The organism is Paracholeplasma vituli (genome assembly GCF_025446935.1).
GTDB lineage: Bacteria > Bacillota_I > Bacilli_A > Acholeplasmatales > UBA5453 > Paracholeplasma > Paracholeplasma vituli.
Genome location: NZ_JAOEGN010000015.1, coordinates 24827 through 45214, shown reverse-complemented (window position 1 = coordinate 45214; position 20388 = coordinate 24827). Strand labels below are relative to the sequence as shown.

General features: G+C 38.1%; 18 protein-coding genes. 17 read left to right on the top strand and 1 reads right to left on the bottom strand.

Annotated elements, in window-relative coordinates; genetic code table 11:
• Positions 1–225 precede the first annotated feature (225 nt).
• The 17 genes from N7603_RS07650 (at position 226) to N7603_RS07570 (ending at position 18057) form a co-directional block, all read left to right on the top strand.
• Positions 226–1299 carry a hypothetical protein gene (locus N7603_RS07650; protein ID WP_262096838.1) on the top strand — a complete coding sequence of 358 codons (1074 nt, stop codon included), beginning with the start codon at positions 226–228 and terminating at the stop codon, positions 1297–1299.
• Positions 1300–1412: 113 nt separating this feature from the next.
• A complete protein-coding gene (locus N7603_RS07645) occupies positions 1413–2732 on the top strand; it encodes an MATE family efflux transporter (protein WP_262096837.1) in 1320 nt (439 codons plus the stop codon).
• A 163-nt stretch (positions 2733–2895) separates the two neighbouring features.
• Entirely contained in the window at positions 2896–3762 is an 867-nt protein-coding gene (locus N7603_RS07640) for an NYN domain-containing protein (RefSeq protein ID WP_262096836.1), read from the top strand.
• Between the two features lie 14 nt (positions 3763–3776).
• Positions 3777–3947 carry a DUF4177 domain-containing protein gene (locus tag N7603_RS07635; protein ID WP_262096835.1) on the top strand — a complete coding sequence of 57 codons (171 nt, stop codon included), beginning with the start codon at positions 3777–3779 and terminating at the stop codon, positions 3945–3947.
• A 31-nt stretch (positions 3948–3978) separates the two neighbouring features.
• Entirely contained in the window at positions 3979–4224 is a 246-nt protein-coding gene (locus N7603_RS07630) for a hypothetical protein (protein WP_262096834.1), read from the top strand.
• 151 nt (positions 4225–4375) lie between these two features.
• Positions 4376–4714 carry an ArsR/SmtB family transcription factor gene (locus tag N7603_RS07625; protein ID WP_262096833.1) on the top strand — a complete coding sequence of 113 codons (339 nt, stop codon included), beginning with the start codon at positions 4376–4378 and terminating at the stop codon, positions 4712–4714.
• A 3-nt stretch (positions 4715–4717) separates the two neighbouring features.
• Positions 4718–6670, top strand: coding sequence for a heavy metal translocating P-type ATPase (locus N7603_RS07620; RefSeq protein WP_262096832.1), 1953 nt, complete (start codon positions 4718–4720; stop codon positions 6668–6670).
• A gap of 268 nt (positions 6671–6938) precedes the next feature.
• Complete coding sequence (locus N7603_RS07615) at positions 6939–7376, top strand: immunoglobulin-like domain-containing protein (RefSeq protein WP_262096831.1); 438 nt, start codon at positions 6939–6941, stop codon at positions 7374–7376.
• A 219-nt stretch (positions 7377–7595) separates the two neighbouring features.
• Entirely contained in the window at positions 7596–7904 is a 309-nt protein-coding gene (locus N7603_RS07610) for a DUF898 family protein (protein ID WP_262096830.1), read from the top strand.
• Between the two features lie 304 nt (positions 7905–8208).
• Entirely contained in the window at positions 8209–9813 is a 1605-nt protein-coding gene (locus N7603_RS07605; protein WP_262096829.1) for a DUF4886 domain-containing protein, read from the top strand.
• A 55-nt stretch (positions 9814–9868) separates the two neighbouring features.
• Positions 9869–11629: a hypothetical protein gene (locus N7603_RS07600; RefSeq protein ID WP_262096828.1), complete on the top strand. Its 1761-nt coding sequence runs from the start codon at positions 9869–9871 to the stop codon at positions 11627–11629.
• A 57-nt stretch (positions 11630–11686) separates the two neighbouring features.
• A complete protein-coding gene (locus N7603_RS07595) occupies positions 11687–14251 on the top strand; it encodes a hypothetical protein (RefSeq protein ID WP_262096827.1) in 2565 nt (854 codons plus the stop codon).
• 100 nt (positions 14252–14351) lie between these two features.
• A complete protein-coding gene (locus N7603_RS07590) occupies positions 14352–15305 on the top strand; it encodes a LacI family DNA-binding transcriptional regulator (RefSeq protein WP_262096826.1) in 954 nt (317 codons plus the stop codon).
• 142 nt (positions 15306–15447) lie between these two features.
• Positions 15448–16353 (top strand): ABC transporter ATP-binding protein, encoded by a 906-nt coding sequence (locus tag N7603_RS07585; RefSeq protein ID WP_262096825.1) that lies wholly within the window; start codon positions 15448–15450, stop codon positions 16351–16353.
• Between the two features lies 1 nt (position 16354).
• Positions 16355–17215: an ABC transporter permease gene (locus tag N7603_RS07580; RefSeq protein ID WP_262096824.1), complete on the top strand. Its 861-nt coding sequence runs from the start codon at positions 16355–16357 to the stop codon at positions 17213–17215.
• 143 nt (positions 17216–17358) lie between these two features.
• On the top strand, positions 17359–17586 hold the full coding sequence (locus N7603_RS07575) for a hypothetical protein (protein WP_262096823.1): 228 nt from the start codon (positions 17359–17361) through the stop codon (positions 17584–17586).
• Positions 17587–17682: 96 nt separating this feature from the next.
• Positions 17683–18057: a hypothetical protein gene (locus N7603_RS07570; protein ID WP_262096822.1), complete on the top strand. Its 375-nt coding sequence runs from the start codon at positions 17683–17685 to the stop codon at positions 18055–18057.
• A gap of 16 nt (positions 18058–18073) precedes the next feature.
• Here N7603_RS07570 and N7603_RS07565 read toward each other — a convergent pair whose 3' ends face one another.
• Positions 18074–20128 carry an alpha/beta fold hydrolase gene (locus N7603_RS07565; protein WP_262096821.1) on the bottom strand — a complete coding sequence of 685 codons (2055 nt, stop codon included), beginning with the start codon at positions 20126–20128 and terminating at the stop codon, positions 18074–18076.
• Between the last annotated feature and the right edge of the window lie 260 nt (positions 20129–20388).

Sequence of the window (20388 nt, the reverse complement as noted above, 5' to 3'; positions counted from 1 at the left end):
TGGCTTTCAGTAGAGTGCAGAAACGTGTATGAATACACCTTTATTATAACATTATTTATTATGATTTGTAAATATAAAATAAATCAATTCATCCCACCACCTATAGAGGTAGGGGACTTCTTGATTGGGGTGTTAAATCTTCATTACAGCCCCTTTATTTTTCTGTCATACTTTTGCCACATTTATACTTATAATAGAAAGTAAGATATTTTATGGAGGTTTTTTATGAAAAGATCGATAGCCTTAAAAATCATAGTAGTTACGTTACTAACACTATTATTATCGGGTTGTAACCAAATGGAGCGATTTGACCGTGATGTCCGTAAGATTGAAATGGAAGAATCAGGCTATGTAATCGTATCGGAATACGCCATCAGCAAAAACTATAAACATCAGATGGTCTATGAAAAAATTGAAGCGGCTTTAGATGATGCGAATATAGCTTATAACGAACACATCACCATGATGACAACACGCGTAATTGGTAGAAAACTATTTTTTCAAGTTTATACAGGTTTAGGTGGAAATCGTGAAGAACAAATTCCAGAATCCGTTCGTGGTGTTGTTGATATTGATACCTTAGCAGTCACCATCTATTCGGTATATTATGATCATTCAGAAGACATCAGTTTCAAACTCATCGATCAAAACCACGCCCTTATTCGTTACCTAGCTAAAGTAGAACTCGTTCAGTTGAACCCCTATACCGTACTAGATACCCTTTTAGTTACAGGTACTAATCTTTTAACCTACAATGACCAACTAAGAGCAGCCTTCATAAAAGATCAAGTATTAACTGTATATAGTTACACAAACACCGGTTATGAAACAAATACCTATAACATAGAAACCAGTGAAACCTTTGATAGGCTTTATGACCACTACTTAATCAATACAAGAAAAAAACTAGCCTATAATATCCAAACACAAACCTTCGTCGATTATGATTCAATCCTTAGTTTATACCCATCTAATGAAATGCCTCTATATCAAGAAATTTTTAATGATACCCTGACCGTTTTAGATAAAACGTGGACGATTAATGAATTCATGAACCAAACCGAGACCCTTAAAGCATTTAAAAAAGAATTAGGAAAATACGATCGTATGTTTAATCGTTATGCTATATTTACCCAAAATGGGGAAACTTACATCGCACTCAATTACGATGGTGGTGGGTTATTGTTTTTAGTGAACGCGACACACCAATACATCTTTAAATTAGTAGATGGGATACCTGTTTATGTAGCTTCTCACCCCTATGAATTAGGCTATTTTGTTTTGAAACCACAATCCTAAAAGCCGATAATTAGGCTTTATCCCCTTACATTTCATAATTCAATGTGTTATCATAGTCAAAGTGGTGCTTATCTTTAGATAAGGGCTTCTTTTTCTTTTAAAGGGGGATTTTTTTGAAAACATTAGACATGACTCAAGGGAGTCCAACTAAAAAAATACTATTATTCTCATTACCTATTTTATTAGGGAATATTTTTCAACAGATCTATAGCTTATCTGATACCTTAGTCGTTGGCAGATACTTAGGCAAAGAAGCGCTCGCTGCGGTAGGCGCGTCATCCGCGATTGTGGTCTTAATCACGTCGATTTTATTAGGGTTATCGATGGGGTCTAGTGTGCTATTTGCGAAATACTACGCGATGAAGGAACTAGATGCGCTTGCGAAATCCATTTCAACTGCGTTCATTTTGATTGTTGGGATTGCGTTAGGGTTAACCCTGATCACTTCGATATTCATAAATCCCATATTACAGCTATTTCAAATCCCAGATAGTGCCTTTGATTATGCTAGAAATTATTTATTAATCGTCTTATCGGGATTATTCTTTCTAGCTATTTATCAAGTATCAACAGCCGTTTTAAGAGCGTTTGGCGACTCGAAAACCCCTTTATACTATTTGATTGTATCAACCTCAATCAACGTCGTTTTTGACTTTGTCTTTGTCATTTATACACCACTTGGTGTAAAAGGTCCTGCCTTATACACATTTCTAGCACACTTTCTAACCTCTATTCCGATTTTGATTCACCTCTATAAACGTATCAAGCATTTGCCTATAAAGTTTAGAGTCGATAAAGTAATGTTGAAAGAAGTGAGTTCACTCTCCATCCTGACCTCAGTTCAACAATCGATCATGAATTTTGGGATATTAATGGTTCAAGGCTTGGTGAATTCCTTTGGTGTGGTTGCGATTGCGGCATTCACGATTGGGGTTAGAATCGATGCGTTTGCTTATATGCCTGCACAAGATTTCGCGAATGGGTTTTCGATTTATGTATCACAAAACCTTGGGGTGAAACGCTATGACCGAATCCAAAAAGGGTTTCGTAGTGCGATTCTAACCTCAACCTTATTTTGTGGGGTCATTACACTGTTTATCTTAGTCTTTTCAAAACCATTAATTGGGTTATTCACGATCGATAACGCAGTTATTGAACTGGGTAAGACCTATTTAAGGATAGAGGGTTTATTCTATATTTTGATTGGTTACTTATTCATTTTCTACGCCCTTTTTAGAGGCTTAGCCCAAGTTAAGATCTCAATCATCTTGACCATTATTTCCTTATTAACCAGAGTTGTTTTAGCGTATAGTTTTGTATACTTTGGATTGGGTGTTGAAAGCATCTTCTTCAGCATTCCGATTGGATGGTTCTTAGCAGACATCGTAGGATTTTACCTTTACAGAAAGCATATGACACAATTCTCATTCTAAAAGTAAGTAAAACACCAAATCAAGGTGTTTTATATTTGGTTTCGATTTTCGATAGGACTTGTAACTTTTGAGGATTTCTTTACAATCTTTACTTTCCATACATCAGAAAAACCGATATAATAAAACTATATTAACAATTCAATAAATTTTAAGGGAGGTCCCTATGGACTATAAAATAGCCTTACTGATAGACTCCGAAAATGTCAGTTATAAATACATCGACTTTATCGTGAATGAGATTGCGAAATACGGGAAATTGGTGATTGCACGGTTTTATGGCGATATTAACGCTATATCAAAAGAGTGGCGTCAAAAAGCACAAGATTACGCCATCAAACCGATGCACCAATATAATTACGCATCCGGTAAAAATGGATCTGACATGGAAATGTCTTTAGATGCACTAGAAATCAAATACCAAAATCGGGCCGATACTTTTTTCATTGTGACATCGGATTCTGATTTTACCCCTTTAGCCATTAAACTAAAAGAACTCGGTGCGATTGTGATTGGTGTAGGTGATGAGCATAAAACAACTAAAGCTTTTAAATCGGCTTGTAGCGAATTCAAGTACTTCCAATACTTGGATCAAGATGAAGAAGACACAGTAGCACCAGACATCAAAACCACGATTCAAAATATCATCATTGAAAATGGTGAGAACAAAGTCTTATTGTTATCCAGATTAGGCGATATCTTAGTCAATCAAATGTCTGACTTTGACCCAAGAAAATATGGGTCTACCAACCTCTTACAACTGGTGAATAAACTCGGATTTACCACGTATACTAAAGACACAACCTCTTATGTCGAATTCAAGACGTTAACCTCACTTGAACTCATTGAAAAACACATCGATGAATTCTTAGGTAAGAAGAAACAAGCTGTAATCGCACAACTCAGAGATTCCTTAGTTAAAGCCTTCCCAGACTTCAACTCTAAAAACTACGGTTTTTCTAAACTCAGTTTATTATTAAAATCGTTAGGTTATACGACCGATCAGCATACTTACCGTAAATCTACTAAATAAAAAGGGGCATAAAGATGAAAGAATACAAAGTCATTGAAGCACACAGTCCAAAAGATGCAGAGACGATGATGAACGCTCTTGCAAAAGAGGGCTGGCGTGTCGTTGCTACCACAATGTGGCAATACTGGACGACTCGATTTGTCGTCACCTTAGAACGTGAAACAGAACAAGAATACTATAAATAAACTTGTACAACACAAAAAGGAGTGAATCACTATGTACAAAACTGTCGTATTAGAACGCATCAAGAAGGCACAAGAACGTGCCGTTCGTATTGAAGAAGTCATCCATCAACAAGAAGAAGATGGCTGGGATTTCAAAGAAGCTATTGGAACTGCAAGACAAGAAACCATTTTGATTTTCTCAGAAAATCCAACAGCGAAACTCAACAAGGACATCAACAAAGGCATTAAAGAAGTTAAAGGCAAACTCAACCAAATTGTCGATGTCATCAAGAAATAAAGGATAAAAGGGCTAATCTATTCATTTGAATAGAAGCCCTTTTTATTTTGAAGTATAGTCGAATTTAAAATAGTTTTACTTGACCCCATACGTATTATGGCCTATAATATGAATATATGAACAAATAGACATATAAAATTGGAGGTAACTTATGGAACATCAAAATTGTGGACATGAACTCATCATGGAATCCATTAAACACAATATGATTCAATCGGATGAATTAGATAGTATGGTAGAACTATTTAAGGTTTTATCCGATTCTACCCGTATCAAGATTTTATACGCGATTTCTAAACACGAAATCTGTGTAAATGACATCGCGAAGATTTTAAATATGACCCAAAGTGCGGTTTCTCATCAATTAAAAAATCTAAAACAGGCCAAACTGATCAGTAGCCGAAGAGAAGGACAAACCATGTATTATCGACTATCCGATGACCATGTCCATTTGATCTTCAATCAAGCACTGGATCATATCAGGGAATAAACCATGAGAAAACATCATCGGCATCATCACGACCATAAAGGTCATACTCATGAGCATGGAGCTCATACAAACGATCATAAAGGTCATACTCATGATCATGAAGGTCATTCACATGGTTTAGTACCATACTTGTTATATGGATTAGGTGTCGTCTTATTTATCAGTGCTTTGTTTATTGAACTCGAATGGCTTAAAAACATATTCAATATCTTAAGCGTATTTGTCGCTGGCTATCATGTCATCATCGAAGGTTTAGTCCATACACTCAAAGATAGTATGCATGAGAAAAAATTCAAACCGAACATTCATTTACTCATGGTCTTAGGTGCTTTTGGAGCGATCCTTATTCAAGAATACCGCGAAGCAGCACTCTTAATCCTTATATTCGCTGGGGCACATTTCTTAGAAGACTTCGCCGAAAACAGAAGTCGTAAAGATATGACCGCTCTCTTAAAGATGACGCCGACCAAAGCCCGTAAAGAAATGGCTTTAAATGAATGGGTCTTAATGGATGTTGAAGACCTAAAGGTAGAAGACACGATCATTGTATTAAAAGGTGATCAAATCCCGTTAGATGGAATCATCCTTGAAGGTGATTCTACAATCGATCAAAGTGCCATCACAGGTGAATCCATGCCTGTAGAAAAAGGCATGAATGATACTGTTTATGCAGGGACATTTAACCAAGGTGGAACACTTAGAATTCAGGTAACTAAAGACAGTTTTGAAACCGTATTATCCAACATTCTCAACATGGTGAAAAACGCTCAGGAATCCCATTCCACACGCGCTGAGTTTATTAAACGTATAGAACCCGTCTATGTAACTATCGTGCTTTTAATCGCACCTGTTTTATATATCTTATGGGTTACACTATTTAAACATCCATCTGACATGGCCTTTTACAAAACCATGGTCTTTCTCATTGGGGCTTCACCGTGTGCACTCGCTGTAACGGATATACCAGCTACCCTATCAGCGATGTCCGCTTTAGCAAAACGCGGCGTCTTATTTAAAGGTGGCAAACACTTATCGAATTTGGCGGACATCAAACTGGTTGCTTTTGATAAAACAGGGACTTTAACCAAAGGAATCCTTGAAGTGACTGAAGTGGTTTGGTATAACGAAAATCCACTTTATAGCAAGATACTCGTTTCGATGGAACAACACTCGAATCACCCATTATCAGAAGCGATTCGAAGACACTTTATCACCGATTCAATTCTAGACATAAAAGTAGATGAAATTCTCGGTAATGGTCTACAAGCAACTTATGAAGGGGTTTTATATCAAATCGGTAAACCTGCCCGCTTTGAAGGGTTAACAGAACAGATGAAAGACCAGATTGTTTCATTTGAACACCAAGCGAAAACCGTGATTTGTTTTGGTTCTTTAAATGAGGTTTACGGATTGATTGCGTTAGAAGATCAACCGAAACCATCAGCCTTAGATGCAGTTCAGTACTTCAAACAAAAGAATATCCATACAGTCATGATTTCTGGGGATACCCAAAATACTGCTTTAGCCATCTCTAAACGCATTGGTGTCGATGAGGTTCATGGAAATGTATTACCTGAAGATAAAGCGAAATACGTTAACGAAATGAAATCAAAAGGCTTCACCGCGATGGTCGGTGATGGTGTGAATGACGCCATCGCTTTAGCAGCCTCCGACCTAGGCATCGCGATGAAGACAGGTACCGACATCGCCATTGAAACCTCAGATATGGTTTTAATGAATTCCGATTTGAATCAAATGGTCAAAGCGCATAAAACCAGTTTAAGACTTAGAAGGATTGTGCTTCAAAATATTCTATTTTCAATTGCTGTCGTTTTATTCTTGATTACGACCAACTTGATACTTGATTTGGAGTTATCTCTAGCAGTAGCTGTTCATGAAGGTAGTACTTTAGTCGTCATATTAAACGGACTTAGACTGCTAAAGAAGAGAGATTAATCTTAAGAACTTAATTCGTATAGAAATGTTATGGGGTAGATACCAAATCTACCTCTTTTTCCTTGTCATAGCCAAAGGATTTGATGGACTAGAAACGCCACTTTAAGATGTTATCGATATTAATAGATACTAACTTATTAGAATAAACATAGTATTGACTTAAAACATAAATTTTGAAAAATATCTATAGATGTAAACTATATTTGTTATAATGGATTCGAAAGGTCTTTTAGACCAAACGATTGAAGTCATGAAGGAGATCAGATAGATGAAAAATGTAAAACTAATTTTAGGTATTTTACTCATCCTATTCATCACAGGGTGTACTAAAGAAGACATTGACCTTGAAAAACTTGTATTAAGTGGGGATTCGATCACCTACAGCGACTCAGAAAGGTTATTTATTACTGAGAGCGATTTGGACTTAATGGAGAAGCTCGGGAAATACACCATTACTTGGACGAGCTCACATCCAAATGTTATTTCTGAAACCGGGACAGTAACCCGTCCTTCAAAAGAGGAAAGCGATATTGAAGTCACATTGAAAGCTACCCTAAATGGGTTAGAAAAAACATTTACGATTAAAGTCCTTAAAATGCCTTCAATCAGCGATTTAACACCGCTTTATGGAACCTATAATATGTTGTTTCTAGGTGGTTCAAAACAAAATGGTTTTGTACAATCAAGAAGTCCTCTTTCTCTTTAGGTAGTGGGATGAATTGATTTTTATATATTTATAAATCATTGTAAATACTGTTATAATAATAGTGTACTTATACACGATTCCATTAGGGTCGACTAGAGTTTTACAACATAAAGTATGGACTAGCCTTCAAGAAGGTGGTATTGAGAATATCACCAATATCTATTTTGTTTCATCTAATACCAAAGGAGAAAGGACCATTGGGTTCTATAAAAGATAAATATGCAAAAATCAGAATATACAGCAGGTCTATTTATGACCATCGTATACAATTTAGTTTCAAGTTTTATCATCGTAATCAGCTTAGGGATATTAACACCTTTCGCGATTGTGATTAAGCATCAATTTGTTGCGAGCAACACCTATATTGAAGGGAAACGTCTAAAATTCATCGGTACTGGGATGGGATTATTTGGTCAATGGATCAAATGGTTATTACTCACCCTTATCACCCTTGGCATTTATGGTTTCTGGGTCAATTTGAAGATGCACCAATGGGTGGTTAGAAATACCGTATTTGATGAAGCATAGGCCTCCACTTGGAGGTCTTTTCTTTTCTACTTAGTGAATCTCTATTCAAGCGAAGTAGTGTAAGTAAATGCTTTGAAAACTATACATAGTATAAAGTGAAATTGAAATGATTCAAAAATGAGGCCGTTATTTCAATAATTTCAATATACATTTAAATAGAAATCGCTTACATAATTGTTTTGACAAATGGTTTTTTTTCAAATATACTAGGAATTAGATAATGGATTTTAAAACTATCCATTTTCTCATCAATTCATCGAAACGTTTCGATGCTAGTTTTAAAATAAAACAAGGGAGGAAAAGTATGAGAAGATTCACCTACGCTTTAGTCGGATTGTTGATGGTACTCTCGCTGGCAGCGTGTGTAACATCCCCAAGTGACCCTGTGAAATTCACAGTAGCATTTGAATCGAATGGCGGCTTAGCCATTGATTCAATAGAAGTAGAAAAAGACACATTAATGGCTAAACCAACTGACCCTACAAGAGATGGGTACACCTTTGCGGGCTGGTTTAAAGAAAGTAGCTTAACAACACCTTGGCAGTTTGCTAGCGATAAAGTGACTGGCAATATAAAACTTTACGCAAAATGGACTCCGATACCAGGTAAATTCTTGGTGGTGTTCGATTCCGACTTCGGAACCCCATATGAACCGGTTCTAGTAACTGCTGGGTCTGTCCTTACAGAACCAGAAACACCGGTTAAAGAAGGGTACATTTTTGATGGTTGGTACACAGACCTATCTTACACAACTGAATGGGACTTCACCGATGTCGTAAACAATAACTTAACACTTTATGCGAAATGGAATTTAATTAAACCAGTGGTTACTTTTGATACAGAGGGTGGATCCGAAGTGGATTCAATAGTTGCCTCTCGTGGTAGAACCATTGCAAGACCCGAAGACCCAGTGAAAGCTGGATTCGTGTTCGCTGGCTGGTTTATGGACGAAGCTTATGAAAATCTATTTAACTTCGAAACAGAGGTCGTGATGGAAGACATCACATTGTATGCGAAATGGGCAAGCGAAACCAACTTCAATCAAACCTTCAAGGTCTTATCGATTGGTAATAGCTTCTCAGAAGACGCACATCGTTACTTATGGAGCATCGCTCAATCGTATGGTGTCGCGGTTGAAAACATTGTGATTGCGAATATGTATATTGGTGGGGCTGAACTTGCACTGCATGTTACAAACTTAACCAATGACGCAAACGCGTACACGTATCAATATTATGAAGGCGCAACCATGCAAACCCTAAATGGCGTGAAGTTATCACAAGCCATTCGTGCTGAACGCTGGGACGTTGTCACTTTCCAACAAGCGAGCCACTTTAGTGGTATGGCAGCTAATTATGCAGACCATGTTGAAACCTTAACAAACTTTGTATTAGATAACGCATCGAATCCAAATGTACAAATCCTATGGCACATGACTTGGGCTTATCAACAAAACTCAACACACAGTGGATTTAACAACTATGATAAAAATCAAATGACCATGTATGAAGCTATTGTTGACGCGACACTGAAGAAAATCACCCCACTCTCACAAGTGATGACCGTGATTCCTTCAGGTACTGCGATTCAAAATGCACGTACATCCTATCTTGGTGATATGCTCACAAGAGATGGTTATCACCTTTCTGACCCACTAGGTCGTTATATCGCAGCCTTAATGTTCTTTAAGAGCATTACAGGATTCACTTTAAATAAAGAAACGATATTCCGTCCAACTGGTGTATCAGCACTCTTACAAGAAATGGCGATCGAAGCGGTAAACAATGCCTATATGAAACCATACGAAGTCACAAATTCTACATTTACAACAGAACCTGAACCAGAACCAATTCCAGTGAATGGTGTCTTATACCCATTTGAATTTGTTCTAAGGTTTCTGGGCAGATAACGCAACAAATATCTCACCAGATACAGACGCATTACACAAAAACTTCGCAGCTGTAATGCCAATCTCGAAAGGCATGTTACCGGTAGGTTCTGAAATCGTCGTTCAACCTGGGTATCAATACCGTGTCATCTATCTTGAAAAGACGGGTGAAAACACCTTTAAGGTCTTATCGAGATCAAGTTTAGTCACGACAAATTACTTTGTTGTAGACGCTGCATTCTGGGGTACAAACCAGTATGTCGCATTCAATATCGCAACCAACCCAACTTCTGACATTTCATCTAAACTTTCTGAAGTCGCGTCAAAATTTAAACTTTACCATCCAGAAGGTACTGGTTTAGGCCATATGGACAAAGACCTTACCTGGTCTAGTGGTTTATGGCAATTAGACGGTAATGTGTTAGCGGAATCCGTTTACCACCGTTCATCCAATCCACTCACCTTAGGTTACTTCAACAACGATACCGTTATCGAAGTCGAAGCAGGCTATAAGTTTGCATACGTTGTGATGAATTATTCAGAAGGTCAATACCATGTATTAAGCGTGAGTGATTATCAAACTGCACCACTTTATATCAATGAAACCTTCTCAACTGGTAAAGAATTATTAGCGATCATCATCACAACCACCAATTCCGATGTCGATATGACAGCCCTTGATATGGCAACTGTTGTTGATTTACATCCAGCGGTTATCCCTCATGTCGATAAAGAATTCAGCTTTATCACAGGGTATTGGGAAGGCGGTAAGACCGCGATCACTACCGTGAATGCAGACCAAAACTTCCTAAATCGTTTCGCTGCTTCACAACCACAATCGAAATCCTATTACGATTCAATCAATTCGATTACGATTGCTTCCGGTTATCAAGTAAGAGTAATCTTCTTAAGCTATGATAATTACGGAAAATACACGGTTTCATCCCGTTCGAATAATTTAACAGGTACAATAACCTTGGATGAAACGTTCTGGGGGTCAAACCAATACATCGCCTTCAACATTTCTAAGGTCGATAACACCAGTGTTGCAGGAGAACTTGATACTCTTTATTCGAAGTTTACATTCGATATGGATCCAATCGTATTTACGAGTGGTTATTGGAATCTCAATGGTACAGCCTTAACTGCAGGGCCAAACTTTGGTGGGTCGAACATCATTCCACGTCAATTCATGAGACCAGGTACTACAGTACAAATTGAATCTGGTTATCAAGTGAGATTGGTATTCTTATCGAAGACCGAAACCGGATTTAAAGTCATGAGCCGTACCGAAAATTTTGTCGGGTCTGCGCCGCTTACCGATGGATTCTACCAAGATTTCCAATACGTCGCATTCAACATTTCAACTGCGCCTAATGCAACCAATATATCCACCGTTTTAGATACCTTACCAGCGAAGTTAACCTTCGTACCATTTACGGCAGAAGAGATTGCTCACGTCGATGCCGATTTAGCTTTCGTTAGTGGTTATTGGAATAACTACGCAATCGCTGTGACACCAGGAACAGATACATTTAGTAAGGGCTTCGCAGCTTCAAATGTATTGTCCAAAGCGTATTTTGATGGTATGACCTCTATTCAAATTGCAGCAGGTTATCAAGTTAGAGTCATTTATATGGATTACTCTTTCAATACGTATTCTGTTATGTTTAGAACCAATAACTTAACCGGTACGATTGTACTCGATAACGCCTTCTGGGGTAATTATCAATATGTTGCATTTAATATTTCAAGTACCCCAACTGCAACCGATTTATCAGGGTCTTTAGCAACCTTACCATCCTTATTCACATTTGTAACACCAGAAGCGATTTAAAGATTAGGTCATTAGTAGGGGTTTGCCAGTCAAACCCCTCAAACAATAGGAGGAAATATGAGAAAAGCAACAAAACTATTTTTACTCTTTTTAGTAGTTGGGTTGGTATTCGGACTTGCTGCTTGTAAGGAAGATACACCTGAAGAAGTAACCGATTTAAGTGTCCTCAGCGGTTGGACCGATGGTGGCGATGGCGTTTACACCTTCAATACCAATACTGCAACTGAACTTAACGTATCCTACAATAAGGCGACGTTCCCGAACGCTTCCATGCGAAGTGTAGAAATTACTAAAGACTTATCCGTATATAAGAAATTAGTCATTACTGCAGAAGGTATGGGTTCGATGCAAGTCCGTCTTGAAACCAAAGATGGTACACCAGCTAAACAAGTTGGTTTAAACATCACAGCGATTAAAGGGACTTTTGAATGGAATCTTAGTCAATTATCAGACTTCATGAAGAAAGTAAACCGTGTTGTCATCATCGCTGCACCTGGTAAAGAAGCTTCTACCGGGTTATTAAAGATCACAGCACTTACCTTCTCACCTGAGATTGCAGATGGATTCATCATTAATGATGGATTCAATAACATTCAAACCAACGTCAACGAATACAACGGTACAGACGCTACATTCAACTTTAATCAAAAGTATGAATCCAATGACGAAGGCGTTTATGAAATCAGCTACTCTGGTACCAATGCAGTTATCGATTATGATAAAGCAGCTGGTATGGAATGGTCATTCATGATCAACCGTGTACAAGGTGATTTCACCGACTTTAACTATGCAGTATTCATCATTCAAGGGGCTACAGGCCATAAAGTCTTAGCTAAACCAAATGAATACAACGCAATTGAGTCCTCAATTTGGTTAGATGGTTCTGAACAAGCGTTGGTTATCAACTTAACCTCATTAACATTAGAACAAAAGAACGCAATCACCGACTTTAAGATTTTCATCGCTGCCGGTTTAGCACCAGCTGCAGGTCAAATCACCATTAAACAAGCCTTCATGACTGCAGATTATGAATATGAAGAACCTGTATTTGAAGTCAATGAATATAACGGAACAGACGCTACATTCAGTTTAGGCAATTGGTATGATGGTGGCGACAAAGTATATACCATTACCCCAAGTGGAAATGCATTTGAAGTTGATTACGCTAAGAAGGGCGATTGGAACTTCATGTATGCTTTGGTTGATGGCGATTTCAGTGGTTTCTCCAAACTTGAATTCGAAATGACTGGACAATTAAACAAGACCATTCTATTAAAAGTTGAATCCACAGCTGGAAACTATGAAAAGCAATTTACCTTTGATGGTACTAAACAAGTCTTTACAATCGACTTAACTCAAATGACAACTGCTCAACTAGAAGCATTAAACAAAGTTGTTATGTTCGCTGTACCTGGCGGTATGGGTTCAGGCGAATTTACAATTCACAGTGTAACCTTTAAATCTTCAGACTATGTTGTAGATTCCCCATGGACCAGCAATGACCCAGGCGTGTACACATTTAATGGTTCTGTTGTGAACTATACTAAAGGTGTTGGACAACATTGGTCATATATGATCAATACATTTAACGCAGAAAAAGTCGCTGGATTGAACAAGATGGTTATCGTACTTAAAGGTACTGCAGGTAAATCCATTTTACTTAAACCAAATGATTTAGGTGCGTTAGAACAAACTGTTAGCTTCACCAATGCAGACCCAGTCACTGTGACTGTCGAAGCTGCATCCTTCACGAAGTTACTCATTTTCGCTGAACCGAATACAGAATCTGTTTCGGGATCATTTGAAATTGTTTCAATTACACTTTCTTATGTACCAAGTGAAAATGACTTATCAAAACCTGTATTATTTAATGATAAATGGGTTGCGAACTTAGCGACTGTTTACACATTTGATTTCCAAGCGAACAAGACTGTTGTTAACTACACTAAAGTTAATGGTCAAAGTTGGGAATGGTTCAGAGTTGTATTTAATGCGAAAGACACACAAGGTTATAACACCTTAACAATTACTTTAAAAGGTACTACTGGTAAACGTGTATTGGTTAAACCAAATGACTCTAGTGCTCTTGAAAAGTTTGTCACCTTCGAAAATGATCAACCTGTTACCCTTACATTTACCGCGGACCAATTTATGTCAATTTATATGTTTGGTAGCCCAGATTTAGCACCAGATACAGCTTCATTTGAAATCTTAGAAGCATATCTATCCTATTCCGCTGATTTACTAGAAACTTGGGTAGAAAATGACCCGAATACCTATGAAGTTGTTACTTTGGGTAGTTTAACAAGAGTTAACTACACCAAGAGTGATACGCAAGAATGGATTTTCTTGAAATCAACAGTAACTGCTAAAGAGTTAGAAGGCTTGAACACAGTCACTCTAGTCTTAAAAGGTACAGCTGGTAAATCTGTAATGGTTAAAGTCAACAACTCTGTTGAAAGAACCGTGACCTTTGATGGTACAAACCCAGTGACCGTTGAAGTTCAAATTGAAGCGGGCATCACAGGCGTCATCATTTTTGCTGAACCAGGTACAAAGAGTGTGTCAGGATCCTTTGACATCATCTCTGCTATGGTATCTAACAAAGCCATCGCGTCCTAATTAATCCCCCACTATAGATAGAAAAATGCTTTTAGAGGATTTACCTTTAGAAGCATTTTTCTTTAGGGTGGTTTATAATAGATTTAGAAAGGATGATCAGATGCCAACTATAAAAGATGTTGCGAAAAAAGCTGGGGTATCGATCTCAACGGCCTCTTACGCACTGAACAATCAATCCAATGTCCATCCAGAAACCAAACGGAAGATCTTAGCGATTGCGAAAGAACTGAATTATTATCCAAACGCGAGTGCACGAAATTTAAAGACCAAACGTACTGGCAATGTCGGTGTATTTGTGTATGGGTTTGGTGGTCCGGTATTCTCAGATGTCCTTGAAGGCATTCGTCAAGCCCTTCAAGCGAACGATTTAAACATCATCGTGAGTTCCGGCAAAGCGTCATCGACACTACTTAAGGAACGCCAAATCGATGGTGCAATCGTATTTGATGGACAGCTCAGCGATGACACATTACTGCATTATGCTTCGTTTGGTCACCCCTTATTCGTCTTAGACCGTATCTTAGAAGGGCCAAACATTTATCCAAGTCTCATCGATAACGAAGGTTTGGTGTACCGATTTATCCGAGAAATGCTTGAAAAAGGCTATCGTGATTTTGGATACTTATCCGGTCCGACCATCGCGTTTAATAACAACCATCGCTACGATGGGTTTAAACAAGCGCTAAGTGAAGTGGGTTTACCCCATACTTATATACAAGGTGACTTTACCATTCAAAGTGGCTATCAAGCAGGCATTCAATTGGTACATTCCAAACAAATCCCACGCTTCATATTTTGTGCAAACGATGAATCCGCGATTGGACTCATTCAAGCTTTAAAAGAAAATCAAATCGCGATTCCAGACGATGTCGCGGTCGCAGGATTTGATAATATTGTTTTAGGGAGTTACGTTTCACCCAAACTTTCAACGATTGGAATTGACCATATAGAGTGGGGAAAACAGGTCGCGAACGCATTGGTTGATCTACTCAATGATAAAACCCCTGACTTACAAATTCCAATAGGTAAAATTATTTTAAGAGATTCCACATAAAGATTAAAAAAATAAGGCGCTTTTTAAAGGCCTTTTTTGATGGAAAAGATTGTTTAATATTTATGTAATAAATGAAAGAAATGTGAAAATAATGAAATAATTGTGCTATACTGATATAAAATAACAATTGTAGAGGTGCAATATGGACAGTATTTTAGAAGTCAAGCAGTTAAAGAAGTACTATGGCGATATCAAAGCGGTCGACGACATCTCTTTTCAAGTGCGTCGCGGGTCGCTTTTCGCATTTTTAGGTCCGAACGGGGCAGGTAAATCCACCACCATCAATGTGATTTCCACTCTATTAGATGCAGACCAAGGGACCGTGTTATTAAACGGTCAAACGGATGACACCTATTTTAGAAACAAGATTGGTGTCGTATTTCAAGGCAATATCTTAGATGATTTACTCACGGTTAAAGAAAACCTTTTATATCGAGGGTCTTTATATATCAACGATAAAGCAGGTGTGTTAAAACGCTACGAAGAACTCAGAACGTATTTAATGCTAGATGAGTTTGAAAACCAACGTTTTAAAACGTTATCCGGTGGACAAAAACGTCGTACCGAGATTGCGAGAGCGTTGTTCTCTAATCCTGAAATTTTGTTACTCGATGAACCAACAACTGGTTTAGACCCTGAAACCAGACAAGTCGTTTGGAAAGTGATTGATGATTTAAGAACCACCTCAGGGATGACGATTTTCTTAACCACCCACTATATGGAAGAAGCCGCGGTTGCCGACCATGTCGTCATCATCAACTCAGGTAAGATTGTTGCGGAAGGAACCCCGGCAAGTCTTAAAGCGAAGTATTCTTATGACCGCTTAAAAGTGGTACCTTACAATAAAGTAAAACTCGTAGAACAGCTAGAAGCATTGAACCGAACACACAAAAAAGTCTCGGATGAATACATTATGCAAGTAGAAGATGCGAAAGATGCGATCATGCTTATTGAAAAGCTTAAAGACAACATCAAACAATTTGAAGTCATCAAAGGTTCGATGGACGATGTGTTCATCGAAGTGATTGGAAGTGAACACCATGTATAATATGCTTGCATTGATCAAACGTAACATTAAAGTCTTCTTAAGAGACCGTGCAGCCTTATTCTTTTCATTCTTATCGGTCATCATCCTACTCGGTTTATATTTCCTATTCTTAGGTAAACAATATACTTCAGGTTCCGAATTTGATAGCATCTCTGAAGAACTTAGACTCTTCTTAGGTGTAGGGGTCATTATGGGTGGAGTCCTTGTTATTAACACTGTATCCTTATCCTTAGGTGTTATGGGCACCATCGTATCGGATTTAGAAACCAGACGTTTAGAAGGGTTTATGGTCACCCCAGTTGAACGTTATAAAGTCATCTTATCGTATTTCATCTCATCTGTTTTAGTGACCTTTGCTTTATCCTTAATGATGTGGATTTTAACTGTGCTTTATGTTGGTTTCGCTTCCGGGTATTGGTATAGTCTAGAAACCATTCTTGTGTCATCCTTATTATTACTATTTTATACATTTATTTCCTCAGCCCTCATGTTATTCTTAGTCACCTTAATCAAGAGCCAAAATGCATTTGGTGCACTTGCAGGTGTCTTAGGTACTGTAATTGGGTTTATGAGTGGGATTTATATGCCACTAGTGGTATTGGGGAAAGGGATGGTAAACATCGCATCCTTAATGCCTTTTACACACATGACGGTTTTATTGAAACAAGTCTTATTAAAAGAAGCCTACGCAGCAGTCCCAGAACCATTAGCGAACGCACTTGAAGAACCTTATGGTACACTTAATATCGGTGTATTCGGGATTGATATTCCAATGATTTACTTAATGATTGGATGCTTCTTCATCGCGATGGTTTTATTATTACTGGCTTACCGTAACATGAACAAAAAAATGGTCAAATAAACTGAATTGAATTTATAACATGCCCCTTAAATGTCGCCATTTGAGGGGCTTTTATTATGGATATTTTAAACACATAGCGTACGTGCATATGTAAGCGATGACATAAACAAAAATAGTGTGAAACAATAAAAATATAATAAACAATGAATAATAAAATAGACGATTGTGGTCATGGATCAAACCAGCATCTTGTAAATGTCACGAATGATACACCACATTGTAATGCGGTTGCATTTGTGAATGTAGCGAATCCAACAGACGCCGCTTGGTGGACCACAAACCTCAACAATATCGCAACCTCAGACTTATGGGTTGTCGACCCAGATGGGTCAATCATCTTAGCATTATTAGTCCCACAAGAAATCGAATAAACGAACATAAACCCTTGGTAGTAATCCTCACCAAGGGTTTATTTTTAGCTTTAGGTATGATATAGTGATAATTAATCAATCTATAAGGAGTAACGTATGCATAGAAAACATTTTTTTGTTATTGGATTTATTTTAGCCATCATTTTATGGATGACACAATATGCCAATTTATTCTATTTATGGGGTAAATATCAATCAGGCATGTCAGGTAGTGCCTTGATCGTACTATTAATCTATTTTTTAGGCGTTGGATTGGTCAATTTCAAATGTGTCAAAAGTCCTTATAAAGAAACCTCCACAGCCATCGCATTATCCCTACTGTACGGCGTCCCTTTTCTTATCCTACTCATAATGCTCATCATGACTTGGCAAGAAGCAACACTTTATGCATACTTTTTCACAAGCTTTTTAGGCATCATCACACTCAATTATGTCCTCAGCATTCTAATCAAAGAAAAATCCACCGAATAGTGGATTTTTTTGAGCCTTATTTAAATTGAATGAAATATACAGCCGTATTCGCTAAGGCAACCAAGGTGAAGAATAGGGTTGTGAAAAACACTGAAGTCCAAATATTGCCAGATTTTTCACTGAATCGACGGATCACGATACCAGCTACGACCAAGGTAGGCACTAAACCAACCAATAGAATCGAAGATAATGAGAAACTTGGGAATGCTGCCACACCGGTATTATAAAGTACAAAGTATTGATATACTAAGAATAATAGAACTGGTCCGACCAATAAGAATGCGGCTAATACGTCAGCTTTCCAAGCTTTCATGCCTTTGGTATTCACAAATATCGCGATTGCGGATGCAAAGTAATAAATGAAGAATAACGGCATGTATCGAAGCGCAGCCGTAAATTGGCGAGCATTGAAAATCTTAATCGCATACGCATAGAGTCTGAAGTCTGTTAAGAAAATCCATTCCATGAGTCCAACGACTAAGAACATACCAACAGTCAAGGTCACAGCAGTTAATAGAGAAGCGCCTACTTGGATCCAAGTTGCTTTCAAACCATATGGATTTTCAACATTTAAGCCTGCATTGAATACAGGGGTTGTACCAAATACGGCTAGGAAGGTTAATCCAGCAGCGGCTACTGCCCAATACGCGATTGTATTAATCGAAGGCGCACTCCAATAAGTTGAACGTGTAACGATGGTTGGGTTCAACAAGAACCAACGGAATGCTAACGCAACAAATAAGACTAAACCAGCGCCTAGTGTCACTTTTTGAGCTACTTTGACAGTTTCTGGCTTACTCATACTCATGAGCCACGCACCAATAATAACCACGAATGTACCACCCATGATATAGTGCATCGTCTTCGCAAGTAAATTAAGTCCTGCTGCTTGTCGATCCATAAAAATGGTTATGTAGAACGCACCAAGCAGTGTAGTGACGATAATGACGATGAATTTTAACGCTTTTAGATTTGAATTGAGCTCAACTGTAGCCACTTTTTGTGGTTCACCAAAGACTTTATTAAAAATCTTCACTTGTGTGAGCAATAAGAATGCTGGACAAATCATTAAGAATAGGGCTACCAATGAGATAGTTGTAAATACCTCTTTCAACCACCATACTTGGCCACTCTTAGTATCAATACCATAGGATGACAAACTGTTTAAGTCAGCATGACGATCGAGTTGAAATTTGAACGCTTGATCAAAGAAATCAGCTGTATTTTTACCTGTTTCTAATGACCAGTGATTTTGAGGGTGCGTTTCATCTGGTGTATAAATAATGCGTTGACCGCCATCACGATCATACCAAACAGAAGCTTGAGCACTGCCTTCATCGTCGCGACCTAAGAATTTTAAACCGACAGGGTCTTTGACAAAGTCCTTATAACGGACAGAACCATTCGCAGCTGCAGTCACGTTATCAAAGAAGAATTGGTCCCAATGCGCTGCAATCACGCCAGCGGAACGAGGTCCGAAATAGGTATCTGGGTCTGCCACACCAATATATCTAAAGTCAGCACCGACTGGTAAAGCTGCTGCAATCTTGCGGTAACCATTGGTTGCGAAATCTATTTCATCAAATACAACTGCGTAACTCGATGAGAAACCACCCATGGAGTGTCCACTAACGCCGATCATTCCATCCCCGTTAGCGGCTTTCAATACGTAGTTTTGATCATACATGTATTGAACTGCATCATAGACTGATCTTGCAAAGAAGCTGAACGCAGCTGGGGTATCCCATTCAGAATCTCCATGGTCATACATATCAAATGCGAGTACAACGAAACCTCTTCTAGATAACTCAATTGCCCCAATCATTTGCATTTCAGCATTATTGAGATAGCCATGGGTTAATATAACGGCAGGTGCAGGTTTATTTGCAGTCACGCCTCTAGGTTTGTATAAATACCCAGACAGTTCACCACGTTCTGTTTCAAAACTGATTTTGTCTACTTTAACAGTAAAGAATGAGTTTTGAACCGTTGAAGCGAAAAAACTTGATACGATTACGATGAGTAACAGTATCACCAGCCATTTAGCTGGTTTAGACAGTTTGCTTAACATCTTTTCTTCTCCCTTTTTAGTTTTGAGTTTTGTAAGATAAGCCCCTATAAAAGTATAAAAAAGAACGACACCAATAAAATCACATAAGTGATAGTCAGGCCCCCGTTCTTGTTCTCTAAGCGCTTACATTACGTTGTCGAGGTCATTATAACATTGCTTGAATAGACGTGTCAATAACCCTTATGTGATTATATGGATGAAATGGCGAGTCATTAGGAAATCCCCTTTTAGGGGCATATTTGTTTATGATGTTGAACGAA